Source organism: Paraniabella hibiscisoli (assembly GCF_022512515.1).
GTDB lineage: Bacteria > Bacteroidota > Bacteroidia > Chitinophagales > Chitinophagaceae > Niabella > Niabella hibiscisoli.
The window spans coordinates 1,115,253-1,137,870 of record NZ_JAKWBK010000001.1; the positions used below are offsets into that span (position 1 = coordinate 1,115,253).

Genomic DNA, 22,618 nt, shown 5'->3' on the forward strand with positions numbered 1-22,618 from the left:
AGCAACAACTAACGACGGCGGGCCTTATAGTATTAATTAAAACCAATGATATGAACGCATCGGCTGTAAAAAAGTAGTAGTAGTTGGCGGTGGCTTTGCGGGGGTTAATTTTGTAAAAAGATTAGCTCAGCACAAAGAGTTTGAAATTACCCTGGTTGATCTTAATAATTATAATTTTTTCCCACCCCTGTTATACCAGGTAGCAACAGGTTTTCTCGAGCCATCAAGCATCAGCTATCCTTTCAGAAAGTTTTTAAGAAATAAGCCCAATGTGCGTTTTCGTATGGCTGCACTCAAACAGGTTGTGCCTGCTGAAAACAAAGTAATTCTTTCCAATGGCGAGTTAAGTTACGATATGTTGGTGATGGCTACAGGCGCCACTACCAATTACTTCGGAATGGAAAATGTAAAACAACATGCCATTCCCATGAAAACATTGAGCGATGCCCTGGCCATGCGTAACCTGCTGCTGAACCGTTTGGAAGAAGCATCAAGAACTACCGACCGGGAGTTAAAAAGAAAATTGTTGACCATTGTGGTAGCCGGCGCAGGACCAACGGGAGTAGAGGTTTCGGGGATGTTTGCTGAAATGAGGCAAAGCATTATACGGAAAGATTATCCCGAATTGGGCAAGGGTCTTAGCGAAATTATATTGGTTGATGGCGGCGATGCGGTTTTAGGGCCCATGTCCGTTGAATCTCAGAAATACTCTAAAGAATCGCTGGAAAAGCTGGGCGTAAAGGTAATGCTGCAAAACCGGGTAAAGGATTTTGATGGAGAAACTGTTTCCTTGATTGATGGTAATGCCATTACTACTAAAAACCTGATCTGGGCCGCCGGGGTATCGGCCATAGCTTTTGACGGTTTTCCGGTAGAGAGCTTCGGGCCTGGGAAACGTATGCTGGTGGATGCCTTTAACAAGGTGCAGGGTACTGAAAATATTTACGCCCTGGGCGACGCCTGCCTGCAAACCACCGATGAAAAATTTCCTAAAGGACACCCACAGGTAGCGCAGGTAGCCATACAACAGGGCCAGCTATTAGCTAAAAACCTGCCTAAAGACCTTTCTTTATGGAAGCCGTTTTTGTATAATGATAAAGGTTCGATGGCCATTATCGGCCGCAACAAAGCAGTGGCAGATATTCCCAAACCCAAATTCCATTTCAATGGATTTATTGCCTGGGCAGTATGGCTGTTTATACATGTAATGTCCTTGTTGACGGTTAAAAACCGGGTTCGTACGCTGGTTAACTGGATCATTGCCTACTTCAGCAAAGACCAGTCCTTCCGTATGATCATTCGTCCGCAGGATAAGGACAAAAATGTGACGGCTTAGCGGGTAAGTGCGGGACGGAGGTTTAGCAACATTTTCTTACATTAGAACATGCTTGAGAAAAACCTGTTATTGGTCATTTCCCTTTTGTTTATTATCACCCTGCTTACGATGCTGGGTAATAAACTTAAAGTAGCTTATCCCATTTTCCTGGTAATAGGAGGGTTGCTCATCAGCTTTGTGCCCGGCGTTCCCGATTTACGCATCAGCCCCGATATTGTCTTTTATATTTTTTACCTCCGGTGCTGTTCGCTGCAGCCTGGCAAATTCCCTGGGCAGACTTCTGGAAATTCAGGCGCCCCATAGCAAGATTCGGCTTTGGCCTGGTGTTCTTCACCTCTACCATCATCGCCTTTCTTTCGCATGCATTAATTCCGGGCTTTACTCTTGCGCTGGGGTTTGTTTTAGGAGGTATTATTTCTCCACCCGATGCCGTTGCTGCTACCTCTGTTCTAAGAAAACTCAATGTGCCTCGTAATATTGTCACCATGCTCGAAGGTGAAAGTCTGGTAAACGATGCGTCGAGCCTTATCGTTTTCCGGTTTGCCTTGCTCGCCGTTACAACAGGACAGTTCAGCTTTTTAGATGCCTCGCAAAGTTTTGTACTAATGGCGCTGGGCGGAACAGCGGTAGGCTTAGGTATCGGCGGCATTCTGTACCTCATTCATCGTTTCTTTCCCACTACTACCGCCATCGATACAGCGCTTACGTTAATCTCTCCCTTTGTGATGTACCTGGTTGCAGAACATCTGGGCTTTTCGGGTGTGCTCGCTGTTGTATCAGGAGGCCTTTTTATCAGTTATCATTCGCACCGGATATTGACCTACAGCTCGCGGTTGAATATTAACGGCGTTTGGGATACGCTTACATTTCTATTGAATGGGTTTATTTTTATACTGATCGGGTTACAGCTACCTTATCTCTCCCGCCATTTTACGCAAAACACCATCAAGGATGCTTTATTCTATGGGATCATTATCAGCCTGGCTGTTATCGCCATCCGTGTGGTATGGGTGTATAGTATCAACTATTTCCGCATATTGTTACACAAAAGAAAACCGCTGAAAGACGAATTACTTACTAATAAAGAAGCTTTTTTAATCTCCTGGTGTGGCATGCGCGGAGTGGTTTCCCTGGCTGCTGCTTTATCTATACCCTTCTTTATTCAGGATGACAAAATGTTTCCTTACCGGTTTTTAATTCTCTTTATCACTTTCGTAGTTATACTCATAACACTGGTCATTCCCGGGTTGACTATTGGTCCATTATTGAAATGGCTTAAAATTGAGGACAAGCAAGCCAGCGAGAAAAGAAAAAATGAGCAGCTGATCAAATTAAGCCTGGCACAGGCAACGCTTACCTATTTAGACAACCATTTTACGGAAGACCTTACAAAAGATGAACATTTTAAGGCGGTGCACCATCGTTACGAACGTGCTATTCAGCTAAGCAAACAGAAACTGGAAGCGATTGAAACAAAAGGCATAAAAGCTACTCAAAAATCTACACCAAGACTAAAAAAATGCTGCTGGAGCTGATTCAATTAAAAAGAACAGAGTTATCTAAATACCTGCAGAACCACACTTTTGATGAAGAATTGATACGGGAAAAAGAACGCGAGCTCGACCTGGAAGAGGCCAGATTAAGAAGTAAAGAAAGCTGATATTTTGTTTTATTTCCCCGACTTTTGCCGCCTTAATTTGCGTTATTTATGGAAAAGTATTTTGTTGACGCTACCTACGAAAATATTGACTATACCACTCTATCGCTACCATTAGGAGAGTATGAGGGATGCACTTTTCATAATTGTAATTTCTCTAATAGCAACCTATGCAAGATATCGTTTATTGATTGTGTTTTTAATCATTGTAATATCAGTAATGCCCAATTATCAGAAGCCATTATCCGTGACGTACAGTTCAATCATTGTAAGATGATCGGGCTGCATTTTGAAACCTGTAGCGACTTTCTTTTTCCGCGGCCTTCACCCAATGTACCCTCAATCTTTCTTCTTTTTATAAATTGAAGATGAAGAACACCGTATTTAACAATTGCTCCTTACACGAAATCGATTTTACGGATACAGACCTAACGGGGGCAAACTTCACCAATTGTGATCTTAAAGGTGCCACATTTGATAATACGCTACTCGAAAAAGCCGACCTGAGTACGGCCTACAACTACATTATTGATCCGGACAGAAACAAGATCAAAAAGGCGAAGTTTTCTAAAGAGGGGCTATTGGGACTATTAATGAAATACAATATTGTAGTGCGTGGCTGATATTTTTCCTTTTTAGTAAGAAGATTTTCCGCATTTAGTAAACATGCCGGGCAGTGCTGGTAATACTTTCGCGAAAAATTTATTCTGATGAGAAAACTATTATTGTCATTACTAACATTGCTGTTATGCCAGCTAACATGGGCCCACGCAGTCTGGATTGAAACACTGCCAACGGGTAGCAAAAACAAAGCCCAGGAAATAAAAGTATTCTTCGGCGAATATGCCGATAAAGATATTACAGCGGCTGAAAAATGGTTCTCCGACCTGAAAGACTTTAAAATTGTTGCGATTGCACCGGATGGCTCTGTAGAAACTTTATCTACGGCGATTGGTAGCGATCATTACAAAAGCAGCTTTACTCCCAAACAGGAAGGCGTTTATACCATCAGCCTGCAACATCCGGTAAAAGATCTTTATCACGGTACCAAGATCAACTATTTCAGCAGTGCCACGGTTAAAGTAGGCAAATCAGATACAGGCAATGAAGCTACCGTTAACAAAAACTTTATCAGCCTGGTAGCAAAAGATGCGGCCTCAGTAACTGCCAACAAAGAAGTAAAAGTGGCTGCCTTGTTTGAGGGTAAGCCCGCGGCAAAAAAAGAGGTACAGGTTTTTGCACCTAATGGCTGGAGCAAAACTTTATATACTAATGAAGCCGGGGAGATCAGCTTTACCCCTTTATGGAGCGGTAAGTACCAGGTAGAGTTCTCACATTCAGACAATACCGAACGTGAAGAAAACGGCAACAAAATCAACAAAACGTTTAATGGGGCTACTTATATGCTCTTTGTAAAGTAATTTTTTCGGGCCTGCTGATCCAACAAAAAAAGGCTTCGTCCTCACCAATTTTCTTTCGATAGCATTATTTAAAGTAAATCTTTGTTACGGTCGTCTTTCTTTAAACCAGGCATATTTTTGCTTGTTGCTTAATGTGAATCAACCGTAATGAAGATTTCTTTAAAAAATAAATTGCGAAAACTCATGTGGGTGCTGCTATCGGCTATCCTGATCATCATTGCTGCTGTGATGATCTTTGTCAATCAAAAAGTTTCGGAAAAGCTCCTTCAGGCGAGCGGCTGGCACGGATCAAAAAATCGCCAAATTACAGGGATGATGCCTTTCAAAATCAAAGTCCTACGCCCAACTTTTCTTCTGACAAAGGCTTTACCGGTGTTTTATACGATTTCTTTTTTAAGAAAGTAAAAGACCTTCGTCCTTCAAAAGATATTCCTACTATTAAAACCAATTTAAATGGTTTAGGCGCTGAAGATGCCCTGGTGTGGATGGGACACTCTTCTTTATACATGCAGGTGGCGGGCAAAAAATTCCTGGTCGACCCTGTATTGGTTTCAGCCTCTCCCTTATCCGCTTTTAATAAAGCCTTTAATGGCGCCTCTACTTACCAACCGGAGGATCTTCCCAATGCAGATGTATTGATTCTCACGCACGATCACTGGGATCACCTGGATTATACAACCATGCTTAACCTAAAAGATCGGGTAGGTAAAGTGATTTGTCCTTTAGGCGTGGGCGAGCACCTGGAGTATTGGGGATTCGATAGGAATAAAATTGTAGAGCTGGATTGGAATGAGCAAACTTCAGTAGATGGGTTTACCATTACTGCGCTACCGGCCAGGCACTTTTCGGGCCGGGGTCTTACCCGTAATAAGTCTTTATGGGCCTCCTTTATGTTACAGTCACCCGAAGGTGGCAATATTTATTTAGGTGGAGACTCTGGCTACGACAACCACTACACCGCTATTAAACAACGGTTTGGCACCATTGATCTGGCTATTTTGGAAAACGGGCAGTATAATGATGCCTGGAAATACATTCACCTGGTGCCGGAAGACCTGGTAAAAGCCGTTAAAGAACTAGACCCTAAAAGGCTATTTACCGTTCACAACTCTAAGTATGCTTTGGCCATGCACGCCTGGAGCGAACCGCTGGAAAATATTTCCAAAGCTGCCGAAAAAGACAGCATCCATCTTATGACACCGATGATTGGCGAAGTAGTACATCTCAAAGACACCCTGCAGACCTTTAAAAAATGGTGGCAGTAAAATGTCACGCGTCTCTCAGAGAAACATAAAACAGTGCGTCCCTCGTTGACGGATTTTTGCAACGACGTAACTTTTATTTTCAAAACTACCGGCAACTTTGTTGGAACTGACTTGTTAGTTAATGTTTACTATTATGGCAGACCCTGCCATGAAATATCAACAATTAACAATCAACAGTAAACCGATACCCCAATGAGTACGAATGTAAAAGCTTTCGGTACAGAAGCAGCTGACGCTGATCTTCAACCTATGCATATCGATCGTCGTGATGTAACCCCACAGGACGTGGAAATTGAAATATTATACTGCGGCGTTTGTCACTCTGACCTGCACACCGCCCGTAATGACTGGGGTGGTTCTAAATACCCCTCTGTTCCAGGACATGAAATTGTGGGTAGAGTTACCAAAGTAGGTAGCGAGGTAACGAAATTTAAAGCCGGGGACCTGGCGGCAGTAGGTTGTATGGTGGATAGCTGTAAAACCTGCGACAACTGCAAACAAGATCTTGAGCAATTTTGCCTGAACGGATTTACGGGTACTTATAACGGTAAAGACAAACATTCGGGCGGCCATACTTTTGGTGGTTACTCCGAGAAAGTAGTGGTAGATCAACATTTTGTTTTAAAAGTTCCTGAGAACCTCGACCTGGCAGCAGTAGCTCCCATCCTTTGTGCGGGTATTACTACCTGGTCGCCCTTGAGGCACTGGAAAGTGAAAGAAGGCAGCAAAGTGGCGGTGGTAGGTTTGGGCGGTTTAGGACACATGGCCTTGAAACTAGCCCATGCCCTTGGCGCAGAAGTTACCCTCTTTTCAAGAAGTGCAGGAAAAACAGAAGAAGCGAAATCATTAGGAGCAGACGAAGTTATTATTTCCACAGACCACATACAGATGGACTCTGTAAGAGGCAAATTTGACCTGATCATCGATACGGTGCCTTATGTACATGACCTGAATCCTTATGTGCAGACGCTTCATACCAGCGGTACTTTGGTTCTAGTTGGTTTCCTGGGTAATCTGGAACCGATGCTGAATACTGCCCCGCTGGTATTGGGCAGAAAATCCATTGCAGGGTCTTTGATCGGTGGCATCGCAGAAACGCAGGAGCTATTGGATTTCTGTGGTCAGCACAATATCGTTTCAGAAATAGAACTGATCAAAATGCAGGATATTAACCAGGCTTACGAGAGAATGCTGAAAAGTGACGTGCGCTACCGGTTTGTAATCGATATGCAGAGCTTAAAGAACTAAGTAATAATATATTCTAACAAGGGGATAACTCACGCTATCCCCTTGTTTATTGGGTAAGAAACAGCCAGCACACTTTTGAACTCTAAATGATCAATCCGCCTACCTATGCTGATCAATTAAAATAGGGTTACCATCCGGATCCGTTAGTGTGAGATATGCGGGACCTGTTGTTGTTTCATCGGCTTCAGCCGTCAACTCAATACCTTGTTCTTTCAGATGTTGCTGCACTTTGCGCACATCATCAAAATCCTCAATATGTTTCGCCTCCTGGTCCCAACCAGGGTTGAACGTAAGCATATTCTTGTCAAACATCCCCTGGAAAAGTCCTATAACTGAAGTGCCGTTTTTGAGCACGATCCAGTTTTGATTAATGTCGCCGCCTTTATAGGTAAATCCCAGCTTCTCATAAAACGCTTTAGAAGCGTGAATATCTTTACTGTCAGGCTTACTGAAAATGCGCCAAGTTTTATGTTATCCATTTGATCCTTATTTTATATATAATAAATGTATTAAAATTTATTTCCCCGAAAAAATCTGATCGCAGTGGTCAGAGTCCTGCACAGGGTATTTATCGCAGAGAGCAAGAGAAGCTGAGATCAAGCAGAATCGTTCGCATTACATGTTCCAGGTTTTATTTCATCAGAATTGAACTATTCCCCGGCGAATCCCCTGCGTCCTCATTTCTTTGTAGTTAGCAGATTTAAGCAACTTTTAGTTATATTTATTGTATCGAAAACGTTAAGTAAAGACCTCTCCAAGGGTCTTTATGTAATATCTGCATACATGACAAGTTCACGCCGTTCGTTCATCAAAATTTCGGGAGCATTAGCAGCACTGGCCGCCCTGCCTAAGTCAGTAAAGGCTTTATACCAGGATGTAAAAAACTTTTTTGTTCCACCCAAACAAACGATCCCACTCACCATTAATATTAATAAAACCCCGTATCGGGTAACTGCCGATACCCGTACTACCCTGCTCGACCTGTTAAGAGAGGAGTTACAGTTGACGGGTACTAAAAAAGGATGCGACCATGGACAGTGTGGCGCATGCACAGTACATATCAACGGGGAACGAGTGCTCAGCTGTCTTACCCTTTCGGCGCAGGCTGCTGGTAAAGAAGTCACTACTATTGAAGGTTTGGCCAATGGAGACAAGTTGCATCCCATGCAGCAAGCTTTTATAGAATGTGATGGGTTTCAGTGCGGATACTGCACGCCGGGGCAGATCATGTCTGCTGTTGCCTGTGTAAAAGAAGGACATACCAAATCGGTTGCAGAAATAAAAGAATTTATGAGTGGCAATCTCTGCCGGTGTGGCGCTTACAACGGTATTGTTGAATCTATTCAAAAAGTAGCAGCTGTATGAGACCATTTAGTTTTACTAAAACGGAAAATGCCGCTAAAGCGGTAGCGGCGAAGAAGGAATTGACCCAGTTTGTTGCCGGTGGTACCAACCTGGTAGACCTGATGAAGAAGCATATTGCGCAGCCCGAAGCTTTGATTGATGTAACCGGCTCGCTTTCGGATAAAATAGAAACCACCGCCAATGGCATACGGATAGGAGCGATGGTTCGCAATACCTTGTTAACCACCGATAATCAAATACTGTCTAAATATCCCCTGGTAGCAAAAGCAGTTCTGGCCGGTGCCTCTCCCCAAATTCGTAATATGGCTAGCACCGGGGTAACCTGCTGCAACGCACCCGCTGCCCTTATTTTTATGATATAACGAGTCCTTGCAACAAGCGCAAACCGGGATCAGGTTGCAGCGCCATACAAGGAGAAAACAGGATGAGCGCCGTAGTAGGTTATAGTGAGCAGTGTGTGGCCGTACATCCATCAGACTTATGTGTGGCACTCGCAGCCCTTGATGCTTCCGTAAACATTATCGATCAAAAACAACAAAAAGCTTCAATTGCCTTTAAGGATTTTCATAGGCTGCCCGGCAATCAGCCCCAGTCAGACAACAAATTACCTGTTAACGCCTTAATTACGTCCGTTGATATGGCCGCCAACCCTTTTCATAAAAACAGTGCTTATGTAAAAATTCGGGACCGCGATTCTTATGCATTTGCCCTGGTTTCTGTGGCTGCTGCGCTCCATTTACAAGATAATAAAATTATGGATGCGAGACTGGCTTCCGGCGGCGTAGCGCATAAACCCTGGCGTTGGCATGCAGCCGAGGTCTATTTAAAAGGCAAAGAAGCGAGCTCTTTACATTTCGAAAAAGCAGCAACTATTGCTACAGAAGGATTGAAACCCTTAACCGGCAATGCTTTTAAAATACACATGTTAAAAGGTGCTATAGAAACTGCGCTGCAAAACTGTTTGACGGGCTAATGGGTTCATTTTAATAAAGATCAATTACGACGAAATATTATTCAACAAAAGCACCGGCTGATAAATAAAGTTTATTATGGCATTTTTTGATGAACCTTTTGATCTGATAGCACCTCCGGAAGGTAGGGTAGAAGGCGTTGCAAAAGTAACCGGTAAAGGAAAATATGCAGCAGAATACGAAGTGGCTGGTATTTGTTATGCTGTGCTGGTAGACAGCTCCATTGCCTCCGGTACCATCAAAAATATAAACCTGCAACACGCCAAACAGGTTGCGGGCTTGATCGATATTGTAACCCATCAGCACAAACCACTCGTTCCCGGCCTGGCAGATGAAGGTAAAATAAAAGAATCGAGGTTCGGACTTCCTGTTTTTCATACCGATAAAATATACTTTAAGGGTCAGCCCATTGCTATGGTCATCGCTGAAACCCTGGAAGACGCCACTTATGCCGCCTCGCTGGTTACAGCCGACTATGACTCTACTCCTTTTAAAGTTGATTTTGACAAAGAGCATCCCTTAAATCCGCTGTCTAATGCGGGAAAAGAAAGGGGCTCTTTAGATGCCTGGGGCAGCCTTCCCCATATAGTAGAAGCTTCTTATAATATAAAAGCAGAAGTGCATAACCCCATGGAAATGCATGCAACTATCGCGCACTGGGTTAGTAGCGATCAGCTTAAACTATTTGATAAAAACCAGGGGGTAAATAATGTACAGCGCAGTTTTGCCCGGCTTTTCAATATTCCTGAAAAAAATATAGAAGTGTTCAGCGAATTTGTTGGTGGGGGATTTGGCTCAGGTTTAAGAGTATGGCCCAGCGCCCTGGCTGCAGTAATGGCTGCAAAGCAGGTAAGCAGGCCTGTAAAGCTGATGTTAACGCGTCCGCAAATGTTCCACTCGGTGGGTTACCGCCCGGCATCCTGGCAAAAAGTGAAAATGGGAGCAGATAATGAGGGCAATATTGCGGGTGTATGGCACCAGGCAAAAACGGAACTTCTGTTTATGAAAGCTTTGGAGAGGGCATCACCAGGGTTACCCGCCTTATTTACAAATTTCCCAACCTGAAAGCAGAGTCATCGATCGTACCACTGAACCTTTCTACACCCACCTGGATGAGAGGACCGGGCGACTGTACCGGCGATTTTGCGCATCGAGAGCGCTATTGATGAGTTAAGCTATAAGATAGAAATGGATCCGGTACAGTTGCGGCTTAAAAATCTTGCCCTGGATAAAAACCCGGATTCAGGCTTACCCTGGTCAACCAACTATATTCATGAGTGTATCGAAAAAGGGGCCTCTATTATCGATTGGACTCAACGAAAAACACAGCCCGCGCAGGTAAAAGAGGGTGATTGGAGTGTTGGCTACGGCATGGCTGTGGGCATGTGGAACGCCGGGCGGGGAAATGCCAGTGCAGGCATCGAAATGCGAAAAGATGGCAGCATAACCGTACAAACAGCAATGACAGATATTGGCACCGGAACCGGAACGGGTATGTATAATATTGCACATGAGGTTACCGGTATTCCTAAAAGCAAAATAAAAATTGAACTGGGTAATTCTACTTTGCCACCTGCGCCCAGCCAGGGCGGTAGTAACGGATTATCTTCTGTTAGCGGAGCTGTAGTAGCTGTTTGCAATGCCTTAAAGCTGAAGCTGGCCGAATATGCTGCAACTATCAACGAAAAATATAAGGGGCCGCGGTTGCGGATATATTACTTTCGGAAAAGGGCATTTCTTATAAAACAGGCAATAGTGAATTTATTTCCTACGAACAGATCTGGGGTAAAAACAAGCTGACGGTCATCGACCTGGAAGCCAGTTCCGGCCCCGGCGATGAAAGAAAGCAATATGCCTTCTGCTCTCTGCCGCCCATTTTTGTAAAGTACGGGTGCATACCAAAACGGGAAAGGTGAAAGTAGAAAAACTGGTTTGCGTGGCAGATGGTGGTAAAATAGTAAATGAAAAAGCAGCCGCTAACCAAATGTCAGGTGCAGCAGTAGGCGGTATTGGAATGGCGTTGATGGAAGAGCAGGTGGCTGATGCCCGTTTGGGTGGACTGGTGGGCAATGACCTGGCGGGTTATCATTTTGCCGTAAATGCTGATGCACCTATTATCGAAGTGGCATTTATAGGTAAGCCGGATGTTAATATAAATCCTACAGGTGCTAAAGGTTTGGGTGAAGTAGGTATTATTGGTGTGGCTGCAGCCATTTCCAACGCTATTTATAATGCAACCGGCAAACGTTTAAGAGATTTGCCTATTACTCCCGATAAAATACTAGATTTAGCCTAAAAAGATCGATGCTTACAGCTATTAATCCCAAATTACCCATGCGTAGCAAGTCGGCTACCAAAGCTTATTATATTGACCGCCTGGGTTTTAAAAACTGTGGTGTGGTTGACTACGATGGCTACCTGATGATAGAAAAAGAAGGTATAGAGATCCATTTTTTTGAGTTCAAAGAACTTAACCCGGCAGAGAATTATGGACAGGTTTATATCCGTACCGATAATATCGATGGATTGTATCAATCTTTACTAGACAATAATATCCCTATTCATCCCAATGGAAAACTGGAAACTAAACCCTGGGGACAGAAAGAGTTTTCTTTGCTGGATCCGGACAATAACCTGCTGACTTTTGGCCAAAGCCTCCCTTAGTCCGGAATTAGTTCCATTAAGATTATTAGGAACCGCCACCTGATTTTCCGCTCCTCAAAGGTTTACCTGTTGACGGGCAACCCTAACAGCATTTTATTTTTTCCAAATGATGTTGGTATCCAGGTGTTTTCTCCTTATATCTGGTAGGTAGTGTTAAATGAATTAAAAGGATTCGGGCATTTTCTTTTATACTGTCCATTACTCCATTTAGGGGTTACCCGGCAGCAGGACAAAGTTCATTACATTTGGTTCTCAAACCAACCAACCATGGCAATCAGGATCTTTATTACAGGAGGCACTTTCGATAAGGAATATAATATGTTAAACGGGCAGTTATATTTTAAAGATACCCACCTGCATGAGCTACTGGAGAAAGGCCGTAACCTGGTGCCTGTAGAAATAAGAACATTGATGATGATTGACAGCCTGAAAATGACGGCTGAGGACCGGGATCTGATTGCTTATCAGTGTGAACAATGTGAAGAAGAGCAAATCGTGATCACACATGGAACCGATACCATGGACAAAACAGCCAAAGTTTTGGCAGAAAAAGTAAAGAATAAGACGGTTGTTATTACCGGCGCTATGATCCCCATAAAATTTGGTAGCTCTGATGGATTATTCAACCTGGGCAGCGCCCTGGCATTTGCACAAACACTTCCCCGGGTATTTATGTAGCCATGAATGGCCGTTATTTCCATTGGGACAATGTTCGCAAGAACAAGCAGTCGGGCATTTTTGAAGAAATTAAATAAAATGCAACAGGGGTAACCGCTTTTGTACTTATAGTTTTCCCATCTTTGCAGGCGCAATAAACGGAACGGAATCAGATTTCAAATATTCCGGCACACAGCTGGTATGGCAAAGTTCCGCGCGTCAAAATAAAAACCAATCGGATGAAAACTTCGAAAAGCGCTGCCATCGGCTTTATTTTTATAACCCTTACTATTGACGTTATCGGCTGGGGACTGATCATACCCGTAATGCCCAAGCTCCTTTCAGAACTGAAGCATATTCCGATTAACGAAACCAGCACCTGGGGAGGCTTACTCGTATCTGTTTTTGCAGCCATGCAATTCATATTCGCCCCATTAATGGGTAATTTGAGTGATCGGTTTGGCCGACGCCCTGTTATCCTTTTATCCCTTCTTGGATTTTGTGTTGATTACATCATATTGGCTTTGGCACATAACTATGCGTTGCTTTTCGTAGGACGGGTATTGGCCGGAATTACCGGGGCGAGCTTTACCGCTGCCAGTGCCTACATAGCAGATATAAGCACTAACGAAAACCGGGCTAAAAACTTTGGATTAATCGGTGCCGCCTTCGGGTTGGGTTTTGTATTAGGTCCGGCATTAGGTGGTTTATTGGCAGGTTGGGGTTTAAGAGCGCCCTTTTATGCAGCGGCAATTCTTTGCTTTATTAATTTCCTATACGGGTACTTTGTGCTGCCAGAATCCTTAAAGCCGGAAAACCGCAGGCCCTTTAGCTGGTTAAAGGCGAATCCGGTGGGATCACTTCTATTCTTCATCAAACACAAGGAAATAACAGGTCTTGTTGCCGGTTTCATTTTCATATACCTGGCAGCTCACGCAGTGCAAAGCAACTGGAGTTATTTTACCATGTTTGTGTTTAACTGGACCGAAAGGCAGGTAGGTATTTCTTTGGCAATTGTGGGCGTACTGGTAGGAGTGGTTCAGGGTGGTTTGATACGTATTATTAATCCTAAACTCGGAGACGAGAAAAGTACTTACCTGGGACTTTTGTTGTATGCTGCAGGTTTGACTTTGTTTGCTTTTGCTTCTCAAAGCTGGATGATGTATGTATTCCTGATCCCCTATTGTCTGGGAGGTATTGCCGGCCCGGCTCTGCAATCGATCATTACAAAACACATTCCTAATAATGAGCAGGGAGAATTACAGGGAGGCTTAACCAGCCTTATGAGTCTTACCTCTATATTTGGACCATTAATTATGACAGGCCTTTTCAATTATACTACACATAAAGAGTCGGCTATTCATTTCCCAGGCGCGCCTTTCTTACTGGGGGCTCTTTTCATGCTGATCAGCGTCTGGATTGCGCGAAAAGTTTTACAAAAAGAACGCAAAGAGAATCCCGAATTGGCCCACCGGCTGGATGAGCCCGCAGCAGAGCAAACCATCACACACTAAACTTCATATAAATACTAAAATCTCCGTTTAGTACCATTTTTCCTCCGAAAAGCAACATAGCAATACCGGGATTGGGCTGTAATTTTGCTTTGTATTACATCAGCTATGACAAAGTTCCCGGTATATAATATCTGCAATATCAGCGCTTCGCCAACGCCACCAGATGAGGATATACTGGTTGAAGATTTTGCCGAGTATATTGAGCGTCATTATGCAAAGCTCAACTACCCGCACCGGCACGCTTTCTATCATATTGTTTTATTTACTGCCGGCAACGGAACCCATACCATTGATTTTAAAACCTTTCCTGTACAGGCGGGCCAGGCATATTTCATGATTCCGGGCCAGGTGCACGGCTGGCAGTTTGAGGGGAAAGTAGAAGGCTATATTATCAACTTCTCTGAAACCTATTTCAAGTCGTTTTTATTAAATTCTGCCTACCTGGATCAGTTCTCTTTTTTAGTGGTAATTGTGACGAAGGCGTAATTCAGCTAAATGAGCCGTCTTTTAAAGAAGGAGCACAATTAATGAGTGAGATGCTGAAGGCCGCTGAAAATGGACAAGCTCATGAGGATCTGATCAAAGTATTGCTACTCCGTTTCCTGATATTGACAGAAGAAGCTTCGGGGAAAAAAGTGGCGAATACCATGCCTAATCAAAAAATGCTGACCCTAAAAACATTCAGAAACCTGATTGAGAAAAATTATCGTCAGCTGAAGTTGCCTAATGAGTATGCCGCGCTGATGTATATCACCCCCATCATTTGAACGCGTTATGCCAGGACCTTACCGGGCAAACCGCCGGTGAACTGATACGCGACAGGGTGATACTGGAAGCCAGGCGGCTCCTGGTAAACGACGAAATGACGGCGGCAGAAATTGCCTGGAACCTGAATTTTAAAGATGCCTCTTATTTCAACCGCTTCTTCAAAAAAGCAACCGGTCTTACTCCTTTCGAATTTAGAAAACAGATTAAATAAAAGAATTGATATGCATACACAAACTATTCCCTCCGTTCAACCTACCGAAGAAAGCAAACCCAGCTTTTTAAAAGTGCTGCAATGTAAATGTCCACGCTGCCGCAAGGGTAATATGTTTGTTGAAAACAACCCTTACAAGTTATCGAGCATTATGAAAATGAACGAGCCCTGCCCTGTTTGTGGTCAACCTTTTGAGCTGGAAGTAGGTTTTTATTATGGCAGCGGCTATATAAGTTACGCACTTTCTATTGCATTAAGCGTTGCCTCTCTTATAGCCTGGTGGGTTTTTATTGGCCTGAGCGTAAATGATAACCGTATATTTTATTGGCTTATTTTCAATGCTGTTTTCCTGCTTAGTATGCAGCCACTTTTAATGCGACTGGCGCGGGCGATATGGTTATCCTTTTTTGTGAGGTACGATAAAAACTGGCGAACCAATCCTCCCAAAAAATCAGAAAGATTAAATAAAGAACAGGGAGGTAACTGGTAGTATTATTGCAGCGCTTCTTTTAAAGCCGCAACATTTTTCTTTTCGCTGCCAATAAAGATCTTGTCACCCAGAATGACTACCGGGCGCTTCAGGAAAGTGTCGTGCTCTAATATATAGTTTTTATAATCTTGCTCTGCCAGGGCTTTATCTTTTAAACCCAGCTCTTTATACTTAAGTGCCCGGCGACTGAAAAGAGACTCAAACGACCCTGATAGCTTTTTCATCTCGTCCAATTGTGCAGACGTCATGGGCTGCGTCCTGATATCCTGCAATTCGAACCCTGTTTCCTCGCTGATATTGGCATCCTTCATGATCTCGGCACAAGTACTGCAGGTTGACAGGTAGTAAATTTTCTTCATAACAATCAAAGTTAAGAGAGAAGAAATAGACCTTTCAAAAATTTTGGATTAAATTGCTGCCAGTCGCTATTTCATTTTATTGTTGAAAAACTAACACTTTGACTTATGAAATACCTGATAACATTAGCCGCTATATTCATGGGATCAGTCGCTTGCGTACACGCTTACCCAATTGCTCCCCGCCCATTGAGGTTACTTGTTAAAGAAAGCCAGCATATTATTGTAGGGTATGTAATCAATGTACAGGATGGCTTTATAAGAAGCGATAAAATAGAAAACGGTAAGCTCATTTCCAGTACTAGTTTTGGACCTGAGATTGCTACCATTAAAGTATTAGAGAATTTGCAAGGCGGGATCACTGCTGATTCAATACGGGTTGAATCTTACGTCAATGTCATTTGTCCCGAACCCGCCCGGTATCAAAAACAAACATGGGTTATTGCCTTTCTGGACAAGGATGAATATGGCCGGTATAGTACTCACGCGTTGAGTTACGGCTTAAAAACCCTTAATCAGCAAGATATCGCTATTTATAAGAAGAGAATCAGGGAAATGCAGCAGATACTGACAATAAATGACGAGAGGGTAAAATTTACAGAAACTATAGAATGGCTCGTTAAATGTGCTGAAATAGAAGTCACCCGAAGGGAGGGTTTAACCGAATTAAACTCCGGACAGGGTTATGTTTGGTTGTATCCGGATGGTAAAAAGCGGGATTTGAGTACACTGGTGAATACGAACCAGGCAGCCAGGCTGAAACCCTTATTAATTAATGCTCAAACTGGCATTAATTGGGGGATAGCCGATCTCCTTTACAGCGCCTATCCAGGTGAGATCGAAAGCTGTTTGATTGAAAATTTAAACACTATAAACAAGACGAATTACCTGTCAATTGCAGAATCTGTCCCCAGGTTAAAAAGCCTACACCACTTGCCGGAGGTAAAACAACTAGTTAAGGAATACAACCTGCTGAGTTTTGATGAAAGGAAAGAAAAATGTGGCGAATGGATCAAAAAACTTATCGCAGTTTATAAAATGAATAAAAAATAAACCGCCAGTACAGGCGGTTTCTGAAGGAGAGAGAGTCCGAAGAAAAGAATTACTTGCGCTGGCTTTCGTTGCAGATATTTTGAATCTGGCTGATAATATCTTTTGATATATTGCTAAAAGTAGGCGCTACTACAGCAGAACCACCCGTGTTATTAGCAATAAGCTGCAGCTGGTAATTAGCCGGATGCAATGAGTTGCCACTAAAAGTGGTGAGCAATACACACTGCACGCCCATACTGTTCGCGGTAGCCGCAAGGGTTTGTAAAAAGCTATCATCTGTTGCATTCGCATTATCATCATCGCCGCTAGCCGGGGCATCGGTAATAATGATGGCCAGCTTCGTAATGTTGCCCCCGCGCCAGGTTCCGGCAAAACTGTTGTTTAAAATTTCATCCAATAACAAATCTCCGGGTTCTGGCCCTCCGATACCCCAACCCATCGGCATGTTGGGGTTATTGTTGAGAAAAGAGAGTTGATTAGTGAAAGAAGTAGCATTTGCCGGTGCAAATTTTTCCATCATCGTAAGATGCTGATCGGTGTTAGTACCCGTTGTTATCACTTTCTTTTGAGCGGCGGGAAGCGCTGTGTAAGCAGGACTGGCGATATAAGAAGGACCCGCTTTTTTAGAGTATTCATCAAAAATACCCAAAGCCAGCCTGTAGTCGCCTCCAGACTCTGCCATAATAGTACTAACAATGCTGCTTACTTCGCTTTTTATAGAATCGATAGCGCCGCCCATACTCCCGGTATAGTCAATCAAGAAGGCTACATCCATACCGGCAGCACAACCAGTAGGAGCTTCATCATAGTCGCACAAAGCCGCATTCTTTTTGCAGGAAATAGTAAAAAAGGCATTATGCATATCAATAAAATAATAAGCGGTTTTGTAAAATGAGTTTTCATAATAAAATTTTTAAAGGGTTGAAAATGGGAGGCTGCAGGTGCAACCTCCCCGGTTGGTTAGGGCTATCGGTTATCAGGACAAATTACTTTGATTTCGGTACGGCGATTGATCTGGTGTTCTCCCTCACTGCAGTCTACTCCATCTTTGCAGCGGTTCAATAATTTTCTTTCGCCATAACCCACCGGAATCAGTCTTTCCTTTTTTATGCCTTGTATTACCAGGTAGTCTACCGCTGCATCTGCGCGCTTTTGAGAGAGCGTCATGTTATAGGAATCCGAAGCTCTTGAATCGGTATGCGATGAGAGTTCTACTTTTACGCCGGGATTATCTTTCATAAACTGTGCAAGCTTGTTCAGTTCCGGCTTTGCATCCTCTCTTATAAAATACTTGTCAAGATCGTAGTAAATATTTTTAAGCACGATCGCTTTACCACAGTCTGTTTTTTCCATGCACACTTCCAGCTTAATAAACAGAGTCTTGTTGCGGTCGAAATTTTGAGTGGTGATGGTTTCTGTCTGCGAGAAATAATCGTTCTTTTTTAGCATATACCGAATAAGCAGCGTTCTGTAAAGCATGAAAAATAAAGGAGCCCTTATCATTGGTGTTGGTTGTTTTTTGCTCAGCTTTTGCATTGTTTGTCAGCACCACCGATGCCCCGGTTAAAGGATTGGCAATATTACATTCTACCACCTGCCCGCGAAGTATAAAACGGTCATCGGTATACAGTATCTCTTTTTGAAGTGTCTGATTAGATTTGAAATCGCTTTTATTCGCAACAGCACCCTTCAGATCTACATCAAATAGCTTTCCGGCTATTGAATAATTATCGGGTGTGATATTATTAAATACAACCACCCCATAATTATTGGTAGTACCGCTATGAATAATTTCGCCATACACATTTTTGAGCACCACATCTGTATTCGGTAGTATTTCGCCGGTATATTGATCCTTGGCTGTAACGGCCAAAGCATAATTATCGCAGGTATTACAATCTTCTTTAGGTGCCGGCTTTTTTTTTTTAGGGAGTTGTATGCTAACTCCGGCAAAAGCTCCCAAAGAACTAATGTCGCAGTTGCAGGCATTACTGCGTTGCACGATGGATGGCTGAGGCCCGGCATTATCACCCGCAAGCGGAAGATAAGCCGCTGAAAATCCCAATTTAGTATCGGTAAGCTCCGGCGTTTTAAAATGCCTCAGGTAATAAACACCTGCATGCAATCCAACAGAGCGGGTAAAATAATACGTAAACTGAGCCTGGGCCTTGGCAGATAATACATTTTTAGCATCATATCCTGCATGATGATTCAGCAATTGAGGGGGCGAAGTAACAGACAGGTTCGTATATCCACCCTTTATATTGGCCAGCCCCCGCGAAGAAACAGTTCGGCGGCAAACTTCTCTGTACGTTGGTATTTGAAAGAAGGACCGATGCCATAGAACATACGGCTGATCTTATCTTCCTTCAGGTCTAATACGCTACTGGTATACGCAGCGGTTGGATAAGTACTTTGGGGACGATTTTGTATATAGTCAAAGTCGCCGCCCAGGCCGAGCCAACCCCAATAATAGTTAAAGCTTGCTCCCGCTGCCAGGCCGCCCTTATAATTAATATAAGTAGTATTGTTATTATAAGTTGGCAGCCAATCATAGCCGCCTCTTAAAGATGCCCCGAAACCATTGCCGGCAGCACCATTTGCGTTGGTTTGTGCTATTATAGCCGTTGCCAGCGTTTGTAATACACATAATAAAATAAATATCTTTTTCATAATATACCTGTTTAAAATGAAGCCTACTCTGTCAGTTTTCGGCATTCCCCGGTGAGTTTATTTACAGGTATATCAGGTATCTGTCTCAATTGTTACCCCTGATCACAATTTTTTTATTGAAGACATTAAACCTGATTCTTGCGGGTAATTTATCGGGTAGAGTGTATTCATCAGTCGCAACAGGTGGGTGCGGCCTGCTCTCATCTGCCAACGGTCAATATCCCGCTCAAAATCCCAACCTTTCCTAAAAAGATTTGTTATCTTTGCGTACTAATTTTCACAGTTATGATTAAAACAGGAAGTCCCGTAATCAGTATATATACAGAAATGACACCCAACCCGGAAACCATGAAGTTTGTTGCCAACAAGCTTTTATATCCAGGTAAGAGTATTGATTTCCCCGATGCGGAAAGTGCCAAACCGTCTCCATTGGCGACAGAATTATTTGGTTTTCCATTTATTAAGGCTGTTTTTATTGCCAGCAACTTTGTTACGCTTACTAAAACGCCTGATGCTGAGTGGATGGATGTAACACCTTCGATCCGCCAGTTTTTGAAAGATTACCTGGAAGAAGGTAAGGAAGTAATTAACGAAGACGAGATCGTCGAAGTGAAAAAAGAAAGCAGTAACGAGGTGTTAGCCGACGATGATGACGTGGTTAAACGTATTAAAGAGTTACTGGAAAACTATGTAAAACCGGCGGTTGAAATGGACGGCGGTGCGATACAGTTTAAAAGCTATAACGACGGAGTGGTAAACCTGATGATGCAGGGAAGCTGCAGCGGATGTCCTTCATCGATGATCACTTTAAAATCGGGTATTGAGGGTATGATGAAGCGTATGATTCCCGAAGTGAAAGAAGTGGTAGCAGAAGCCGAATAATTTTTTCAATTTTTGTTTTTTTGAAAAGCTGTGCATTAAACCGCACAGCTTTTTGTTTAGCCTTACTTTTGGAAAAATCAATTCTTGCAGGAAATTTTTAACCAGTTTATTAGTGGTCTTAAAGCTACTACCCTCCCGGAATACATTGCTGTACTGGCGGGTATTGCCAGCGTGTGGTATAGCCGTAAGGAGAATATCCTGGTTTATCCCTCCGGACTGCTTAATACAATTATTTATATCTGGCTCAGCTTTAAATATCATTTGCTGGGTGAGGCCACTGTAAATTTTTACTATACCATCATGAATATGTATGGCTGGTATTTGTGGACACGTAAAGATGAGCAACAGCAGGTCATCGTTCAGGTCCGTTTTTCATCAGCAAAAGAATGGGGTGGTCAACTTGGTTTTTTCACCTTTTTCTACCTGAGCATCTTTTTTGCATTGAGTTATTTGAAGAAAGCTTTTGCGCCGGGCGCCATTCCGTGGGCGGATGCACTTGCGTCAGCAAGTGCCTTTACCGGTATGTGGCTGATGGCAAAGAAAAAAGTAGAAAGCTGGTATTGGTGGATCGTTACCAATATCTGCGGCATGCCTTTATATTTTGTAAAAGGCTTGGTATTTACATCTGTTTATTATTTTGTTTTACTGATTTTAGCAATAGGAGGGTTGATGAAATGGAGGAGAAGAGCCTATTTAGATAAGAGTGATGGTTAAAAAATCGTAATTATAGGGCCGGAAAGTACGGGTAAAAGTACGCTTTGTGAGCAGCTAGCGGCTCATTATAACACTATTTGGTGCCCCGAATATGCGAGGCAGTACCTGCTGCAAAACGGCACTAACTATACATTTGATGACCTGGCAATAATAGCAAGGGGTCAGCTGGCATTGGAAGACGAGTATGTGGAGCAGGTAAGAAGTCAACAATTATCCAGCACCCAAAATCCCACATCCAATATCCAGCCTCTTTTCCTCGATACCGATATGTATGTGATGAAAGTCTGGTGCGAGTTCGTTTTTGGGCAATGCCACTGGTTTATATTGGATGAAATTGTTGACCGCAAATACGATCTTTACCTGCTTTGTAATACCGATCTGCCCTGGACAAAGGATGAGTTACGGGAGTATCCCGACCTGGAAACCCGGGAAACTTTGTTTAAAATGTATAAAGACCTGCTCATTAATCAATCAACGCCCTGGGTGGAGATCAGGGGTAACAATGATGATCGCCTCAAAATGGCTATTAAAGCCATAAATAAACTACTATATGAACATCGCTATTAAAAAATACTCAGGCATTTATGTTTTGCAGGCGACACAGCAGTTAAATACTACACTTGCTGAGGCCTGGAACTATTTTGCCACGCCAGCCAATCTTCAAAATATAACACCCGAAAATATTGGCTTCGAGATCACCTCGGGCAACAAAGGCGATATGTATCCAGGTAAACTTATTACTTACCAGATATCCATCTTTCCTTTAATAAAAAATAAATGGGTGACAGAAATTACGCATATCGCTCATCAAAAATATTTCATCGATGAACAGCGAAAGGGGCCTTATGCTATGTGGCATCATGAACACCATTTCGAGGAAAATGCAAATGGAGTAATGATGACAGACCTGGTCAGTTATAAACTACCGCTAGGGTTCGCGGGTCGATTGGTAGCGGGCAGGCTAATAGCTAAAAAACTACAACATATTTTTTCTTTCCGTTACAAAACTTTGCAACAGGTTTTTGGTTAATGAGCTGCATTAGATCTTAATACTTGCTCTAACTCGGCCAGTGGTCGTACTCCGGACTGTCTCCAAACCGGCTTCCCATTTTTAAAAACAATCAATGTTGGAACGCCCTGCACCTGGTACGCGTTGGCAGCCTGAGGGCTTTTATCTACATCGATTTTAATGATGGTTGCAGTATCACCTACACGTTCTTTCAATTGATCCAACACCGGTGCCATCATTTTACAGGGTCCGCACCATTCTGCAAAAAAGTCTACCAATACGGGTTTATCCTGGTTGATGATTTCCTGAAAAGTCATATTTGTTCTTTTTGTTCCTCTTAACTATTGCAAAAAACAGACCATCG

The 22,618-nt window shown here is 43.0% G+C and carries 33 protein-coding genes; 26 read left to right on the forward strand and 7 right to left on the reverse strand.

All coding sequences use genetic code 11. The annotated features are described in order from the left end of the window. The first annotated feature begins 58 nt into the window (after nucleotides 1-58). From MKP07_RS07195 to MKP07_RS07230, 8 genes are all read left to right on the forward strand, one after another. Entirely contained in the window at nucleotides 59-1,336 is a 1,278-nt protein-coding gene (locus MKP07_RS07195) for an NAD(P)/FAD-dependent oxidoreductase (RefSeq protein WP_240850683.1), read from the forward strand. A gap of 239 nt (nucleotides 1,337-1,575) precedes the next feature. Next, on the forward strand, nucleotides 1,576-2,871 hold the full coding sequence (locus MKP07_RS07200; protein ID WP_240846198.1) for a cation:proton antiporter: 1,296 nt from the start codon (nucleotides 1,576-1,578) through the stop codon (nucleotides 2,869-2,871). Beyond that, entirely contained in the window at nucleotides 2,856-2,996 is a 141-nt protein-coding gene (locus tag MKP07_RS07205; protein WP_240846200.1) for a hypothetical protein, read from the forward strand. Before MKP07_RS07200 ends, MKP07_RS07205 begins: the two co-directional genes overlap by 16 nt. A 48-nt stretch (nucleotides 2,997-3,044) precedes the next feature. Further along, entirely contained in the window at nucleotides 3,045-3,359 is a 315-nt protein-coding gene (locus tag MKP07_RS07210; protein ID WP_240846201.1) for a pentapeptide repeat-containing protein, read from the forward strand. Nucleotides 3,360-3,361: 2 nt separating this feature from the next. Beyond that, complete coding sequence (locus MKP07_RS07215) at nucleotides 3,362-3,616, forward strand: pentapeptide repeat-containing protein (protein WP_240846203.1); 255 nt, start codon at nucleotides 3,362-3,364, stop codon at nucleotides 3,614-3,616. An 87-nt stretch (nucleotides 3,617-3,703) separates the two neighbouring features. Further along, nucleotides 3,704-4,414: a DUF4198 domain-containing protein gene (locus MKP07_RS07220; RefSeq protein ID WP_240846205.1), complete on the forward strand. Its 711-nt coding sequence runs from the start codon at nucleotides 3,704-3,706 to the stop codon at nucleotides 4,412-4,414. Nucleotides 4,415-4,599: 185 nt separating this feature from the next. Then, a complete protein-coding gene (locus tag MKP07_RS07225; RefSeq protein ID WP_240846207.1) occupies nucleotides 4,600-5,679 on the forward strand; it encodes an MBL fold metallo-hydrolase in 1,080 nt (359 codons plus the stop codon). 192 nt (nucleotides 5,680-5,871) lie between these two features. Beyond that, nucleotides 5,872-6,927: an NAD(P)-dependent alcohol dehydrogenase gene (locus MKP07_RS07230; RefSeq protein ID WP_240846209.1), complete on the forward strand. Its 1,056-nt coding sequence runs from the start codon at nucleotides 5,872-5,874 to the stop codon at nucleotides 6,925-6,927. A gap of 99 nt (nucleotides 6,928-7,026) precedes the next feature. Here the strand turns inward: MKP07_RS07230 and MKP07_RS07235 are convergent, their stop codons facing one another. Continuing rightward, a complete protein-coding gene (locus tag MKP07_RS07235; RefSeq protein WP_317235961.1) occupies nucleotides 7,027-7,383 on the reverse strand; it encodes a VOC family protein in 357 nt (118 codons plus the stop codon). A 327-nt stretch (nucleotides 7,384-7,710) separates the two neighbouring features. Here MKP07_RS07235 and MKP07_RS07240 point away from each other — a divergent pair, with 327 nt between their 5' ends. The 13 genes from MKP07_RS07240 to MKP07_RS07300 all read left to right on the forward strand — a co-directional run bounded on the left by MKP07_RS07240 (nucleotide 7,711) and on the right by MKP07_RS07300 (nucleotide 15,567). Continuing rightward, nucleotides 7,711-8,292, forward strand: coding sequence for a (2Fe-2S)-binding protein (locus MKP07_RS07240; RefSeq protein ID WP_240846211.1), 582 nt, complete (start codon nucleotides 7,711-7,713; stop codon nucleotides 8,290-8,292). Beyond that, nucleotides 8,289-8,654, forward strand: a complete 366-nt coding sequence (locus tag MKP07_RS37885; protein ID WP_262919188.1) for an FAD binding domain-containing protein — start codon at nucleotides 8,289-8,291, stop codon at nucleotides 8,652-8,654. The genes MKP07_RS07240 and MKP07_RS37885 overlap by 4 nt, the downstream gene beginning before the upstream one ends. Before the next feature lie 62 nt (nucleotides 8,655-8,716). Beyond that, a complete protein-coding gene (locus MKP07_RS37890; RefSeq protein ID WP_262919189.1) occupies nucleotides 8,717-9,265 on the forward strand; it encodes an FAD binding domain-containing protein in 549 nt (182 codons plus the stop codon). A gap of 76 nt (nucleotides 9,266-9,341) precedes the next feature. Next, nucleotides 9,342-10,328, forward strand: coding sequence for a xanthine dehydrogenase family protein molybdopterin-binding subunit (locus tag MKP07_RS07255; RefSeq protein WP_240846213.1), 987 nt, complete (start codon nucleotides 9,342-9,344; stop codon nucleotides 10,326-10,328). Nucleotides 10,329-10,406: 78 nt separating this feature from the next. Further along, on the forward strand, nucleotides 10,407-11,063 hold the full coding sequence (locus tag MKP07_RS07260) for a molybdopterin cofactor-binding domain-containing protein (protein ID WP_240846215.1): 657 nt from the start codon (nucleotides 10,407-10,409) through the stop codon (nucleotides 11,061-11,063). A gap of 58 nt (nucleotides 11,064-11,121) precedes the next feature. Beyond that, complete coding sequence (locus MKP07_RS07265; protein WP_262919632.1) at nucleotides 11,122-11,559, forward strand: molybdopterin cofactor-binding domain-containing protein; 438 nt, start codon at nucleotides 11,122-11,124, stop codon at nucleotides 11,557-11,559. A gap of 8 nt (nucleotides 11,560-11,567) precedes the next feature. Further along, nucleotides 11,568-11,927 (forward strand): bleomycin resistance protein, encoded by a 360-nt coding sequence (locus tag MKP07_RS07270; RefSeq protein ID WP_240846219.1) that lies wholly within the window; start codon nucleotides 11,568-11,570, stop codon nucleotides 11,925-11,927. Between the two features lie 267 nt (nucleotides 11,928-12,194). Then, entirely contained in the window at nucleotides 12,195-12,605 is a 411-nt protein-coding gene (locus MKP07_RS07275; RefSeq protein WP_240846221.1) for an asparaginase domain-containing protein, read from the forward strand. 218 nt (nucleotides 12,606-12,823) lie between these two features. Then, entirely contained in the window at nucleotides 12,824-14,098 is a 1,275-nt protein-coding gene (locus MKP07_RS07280; RefSeq protein WP_240846223.1) for a TCR/Tet family MFS transporter, read from the forward strand. Between the two features lie 105 nt (nucleotides 14,099-14,203). Next, nucleotides 14,204-14,584, forward strand: a complete 381-nt coding sequence (locus tag MKP07_RS07285; protein ID WP_240846225.1) for an AraC family ligand binding domain-containing protein — start codon at nucleotides 14,204-14,206, stop codon at nucleotides 14,582-14,584. A 41-nt stretch (nucleotides 14,585-14,625) separates the two neighbouring features. After that, nucleotides 14,626-14,865: a hypothetical protein gene (locus tag MKP07_RS07290; RefSeq protein WP_240846226.1), complete on the forward strand. Its 240-nt coding sequence runs from the start codon at nucleotides 14,626-14,628 to the stop codon at nucleotides 14,863-14,865. Continuing rightward, nucleotides 14,862-15,077: a helix-turn-helix domain-containing protein gene (locus tag MKP07_RS07295; RefSeq protein WP_240846228.1), complete on the forward strand. Its 216-nt coding sequence runs from the start codon at nucleotides 14,862-14,864 to the stop codon at nucleotides 15,075-15,077. The genes MKP07_RS07290 and MKP07_RS07295 overlap by 4 nt, the downstream gene beginning before the upstream one ends. Nucleotides 15,078-15,087: 10 nt before the next feature. Next, nucleotides 15,088-15,567: a DUF983 domain-containing protein gene (locus MKP07_RS07300; protein WP_240846230.1), complete on the forward strand. Its 480-nt coding sequence runs from the start codon at nucleotides 15,088-15,090 to the stop codon at nucleotides 15,565-15,567. Between the two features lie 2 nt (nucleotides 15,568-15,569). Here MKP07_RS07300 and MKP07_RS07305 read toward each other — a convergent pair whose 3' ends face one another. After that, on the reverse strand, nucleotides 15,570-15,926 hold the full coding sequence (locus tag MKP07_RS07305) for an arsenate reductase family protein (RefSeq protein WP_240846233.1): 357 nt from the start codon (nucleotides 15,924-15,926) through the stop codon (nucleotides 15,570-15,572). A 105-nt stretch (nucleotides 15,927-16,031) separates the two neighbouring features. On the opposite strand from MKP07_RS07305, the gene MKP07_RS07310 reads away from it, so the two are divergent. Beyond that, nucleotides 16,032-16,976: a hypothetical protein gene (locus tag MKP07_RS07310; protein ID WP_240846236.1), complete on the forward strand. Its 945-nt coding sequence runs from the start codon at nucleotides 16,032-16,034 to the stop codon at nucleotides 16,974-16,976. A gap of 49 nt (nucleotides 16,977-17,025) precedes the next feature. Here MKP07_RS07310 and MKP07_RS07315 read toward each other — a convergent pair whose 3' ends face one another. The 4 genes from MKP07_RS07315 to MKP07_RS07330 all read right to left on the reverse strand — a co-directional run bounded on the left by MKP07_RS07315 (nucleotide 17,026) and on the right by MKP07_RS07330 (nucleotide 19,649). Beyond that, a complete protein-coding gene (locus MKP07_RS07315) occupies nucleotides 17,026-17,838 on the reverse strand; it encodes a vWA domain-containing protein (protein ID WP_240846238.1) in 813 nt (270 codons plus the stop codon). Nucleotides 17,839-17,942: 104 nt separating this feature from the next. Beyond that, nucleotides 17,943-18,329, reverse strand: coding sequence for an OmpA family protein (locus MKP07_RS07320; protein WP_240846240.1), 387 nt, complete (start codon nucleotides 18,327-18,329; stop codon nucleotides 17,943-17,945). Nucleotides 18,330-18,342: 13 nt separating this feature from the next. Continuing rightward, a complete protein-coding gene (locus MKP07_RS07325; RefSeq protein WP_240846242.1) occupies nucleotides 18,343-19,194 on the reverse strand; it encodes an MSCRAMM family protein in 852 nt (283 codons plus the stop codon). A 41-nt stretch (nucleotides 19,195-19,235) separates the two neighbouring features. Continuing rightward, the gene (locus MKP07_RS07330; protein ID WP_240846245.1) at nucleotides 19,236-19,649 is read right to left on the reverse strand and encodes a hypothetical protein; all 414 of its coding nucleotides are present in this window, start codon (nucleotides 19,647-19,649) and stop codon (nucleotides 19,236-19,238) included. Nucleotides 19,650-19,934: 285 nt separating this feature from the next. On the opposite strand from MKP07_RS07330, the gene MKP07_RS07335 reads away from it, so the two are divergent. From MKP07_RS07335 to MKP07_RS07350, 4 genes are all read left to right on the forward strand, one after another. Beyond that, a complete protein-coding gene (locus MKP07_RS07335) occupies nucleotides 19,935-20,531 on the forward strand; it encodes a NifU family protein (RefSeq protein WP_114790215.1) in 597 nt (198 codons plus the stop codon). A gap of 84 nt (nucleotides 20,532-20,615) precedes the next feature. Continuing rightward, nucleotides 20,616-21,245 (forward strand): nicotinamide riboside transporter PnuC, encoded by a 630-nt coding sequence (gene pnuC, locus MKP07_RS07340; protein WP_240846248.1) that lies wholly within the window; start codon nucleotides 20,616-20,618, stop codon nucleotides 21,243-21,245. Between the two features lie 12 nt (nucleotides 21,246-21,257). Next, the gene (locus MKP07_RS07345; protein ID WP_240850690.1) at nucleotides 21,258-21,812 is read left to right on the forward strand and encodes an AAA family ATPase; all 555 of its coding nucleotides are present in this window, start codon (nucleotides 21,258-21,260) and stop codon (nucleotides 21,810-21,812) included. Continuing rightward, complete coding sequence (locus MKP07_RS07350; RefSeq protein ID WP_240846250.1) at nucleotides 21,796-22,275, forward strand: SRPBCC family protein; 480 nt, start codon at nucleotides 21,796-21,798, stop codon at nucleotides 22,273-22,275. The genes MKP07_RS07345 and MKP07_RS07350 overlap by 17 nt, the downstream gene beginning before the upstream one ends. Here the strand turns inward: MKP07_RS07350 and trxA are convergent. After that, nucleotides 22,272-22,571 carry a thioredoxin gene (gene trxA / locus MKP07_RS07355; RefSeq protein WP_240846252.1) on the reverse strand — a complete coding sequence of 100 codons (300 nt, stop codon included), beginning with the start codon at nucleotides 22,569-22,571 and terminating at the stop codon, nucleotides 22,272-22,274. The two genes, MKP07_RS07350 and trxA, sit on opposite strands and share 4 nt — an antisense overlap. Between the last annotated feature and the right edge of the window lie 47 nt (nucleotides 22,572-22,618).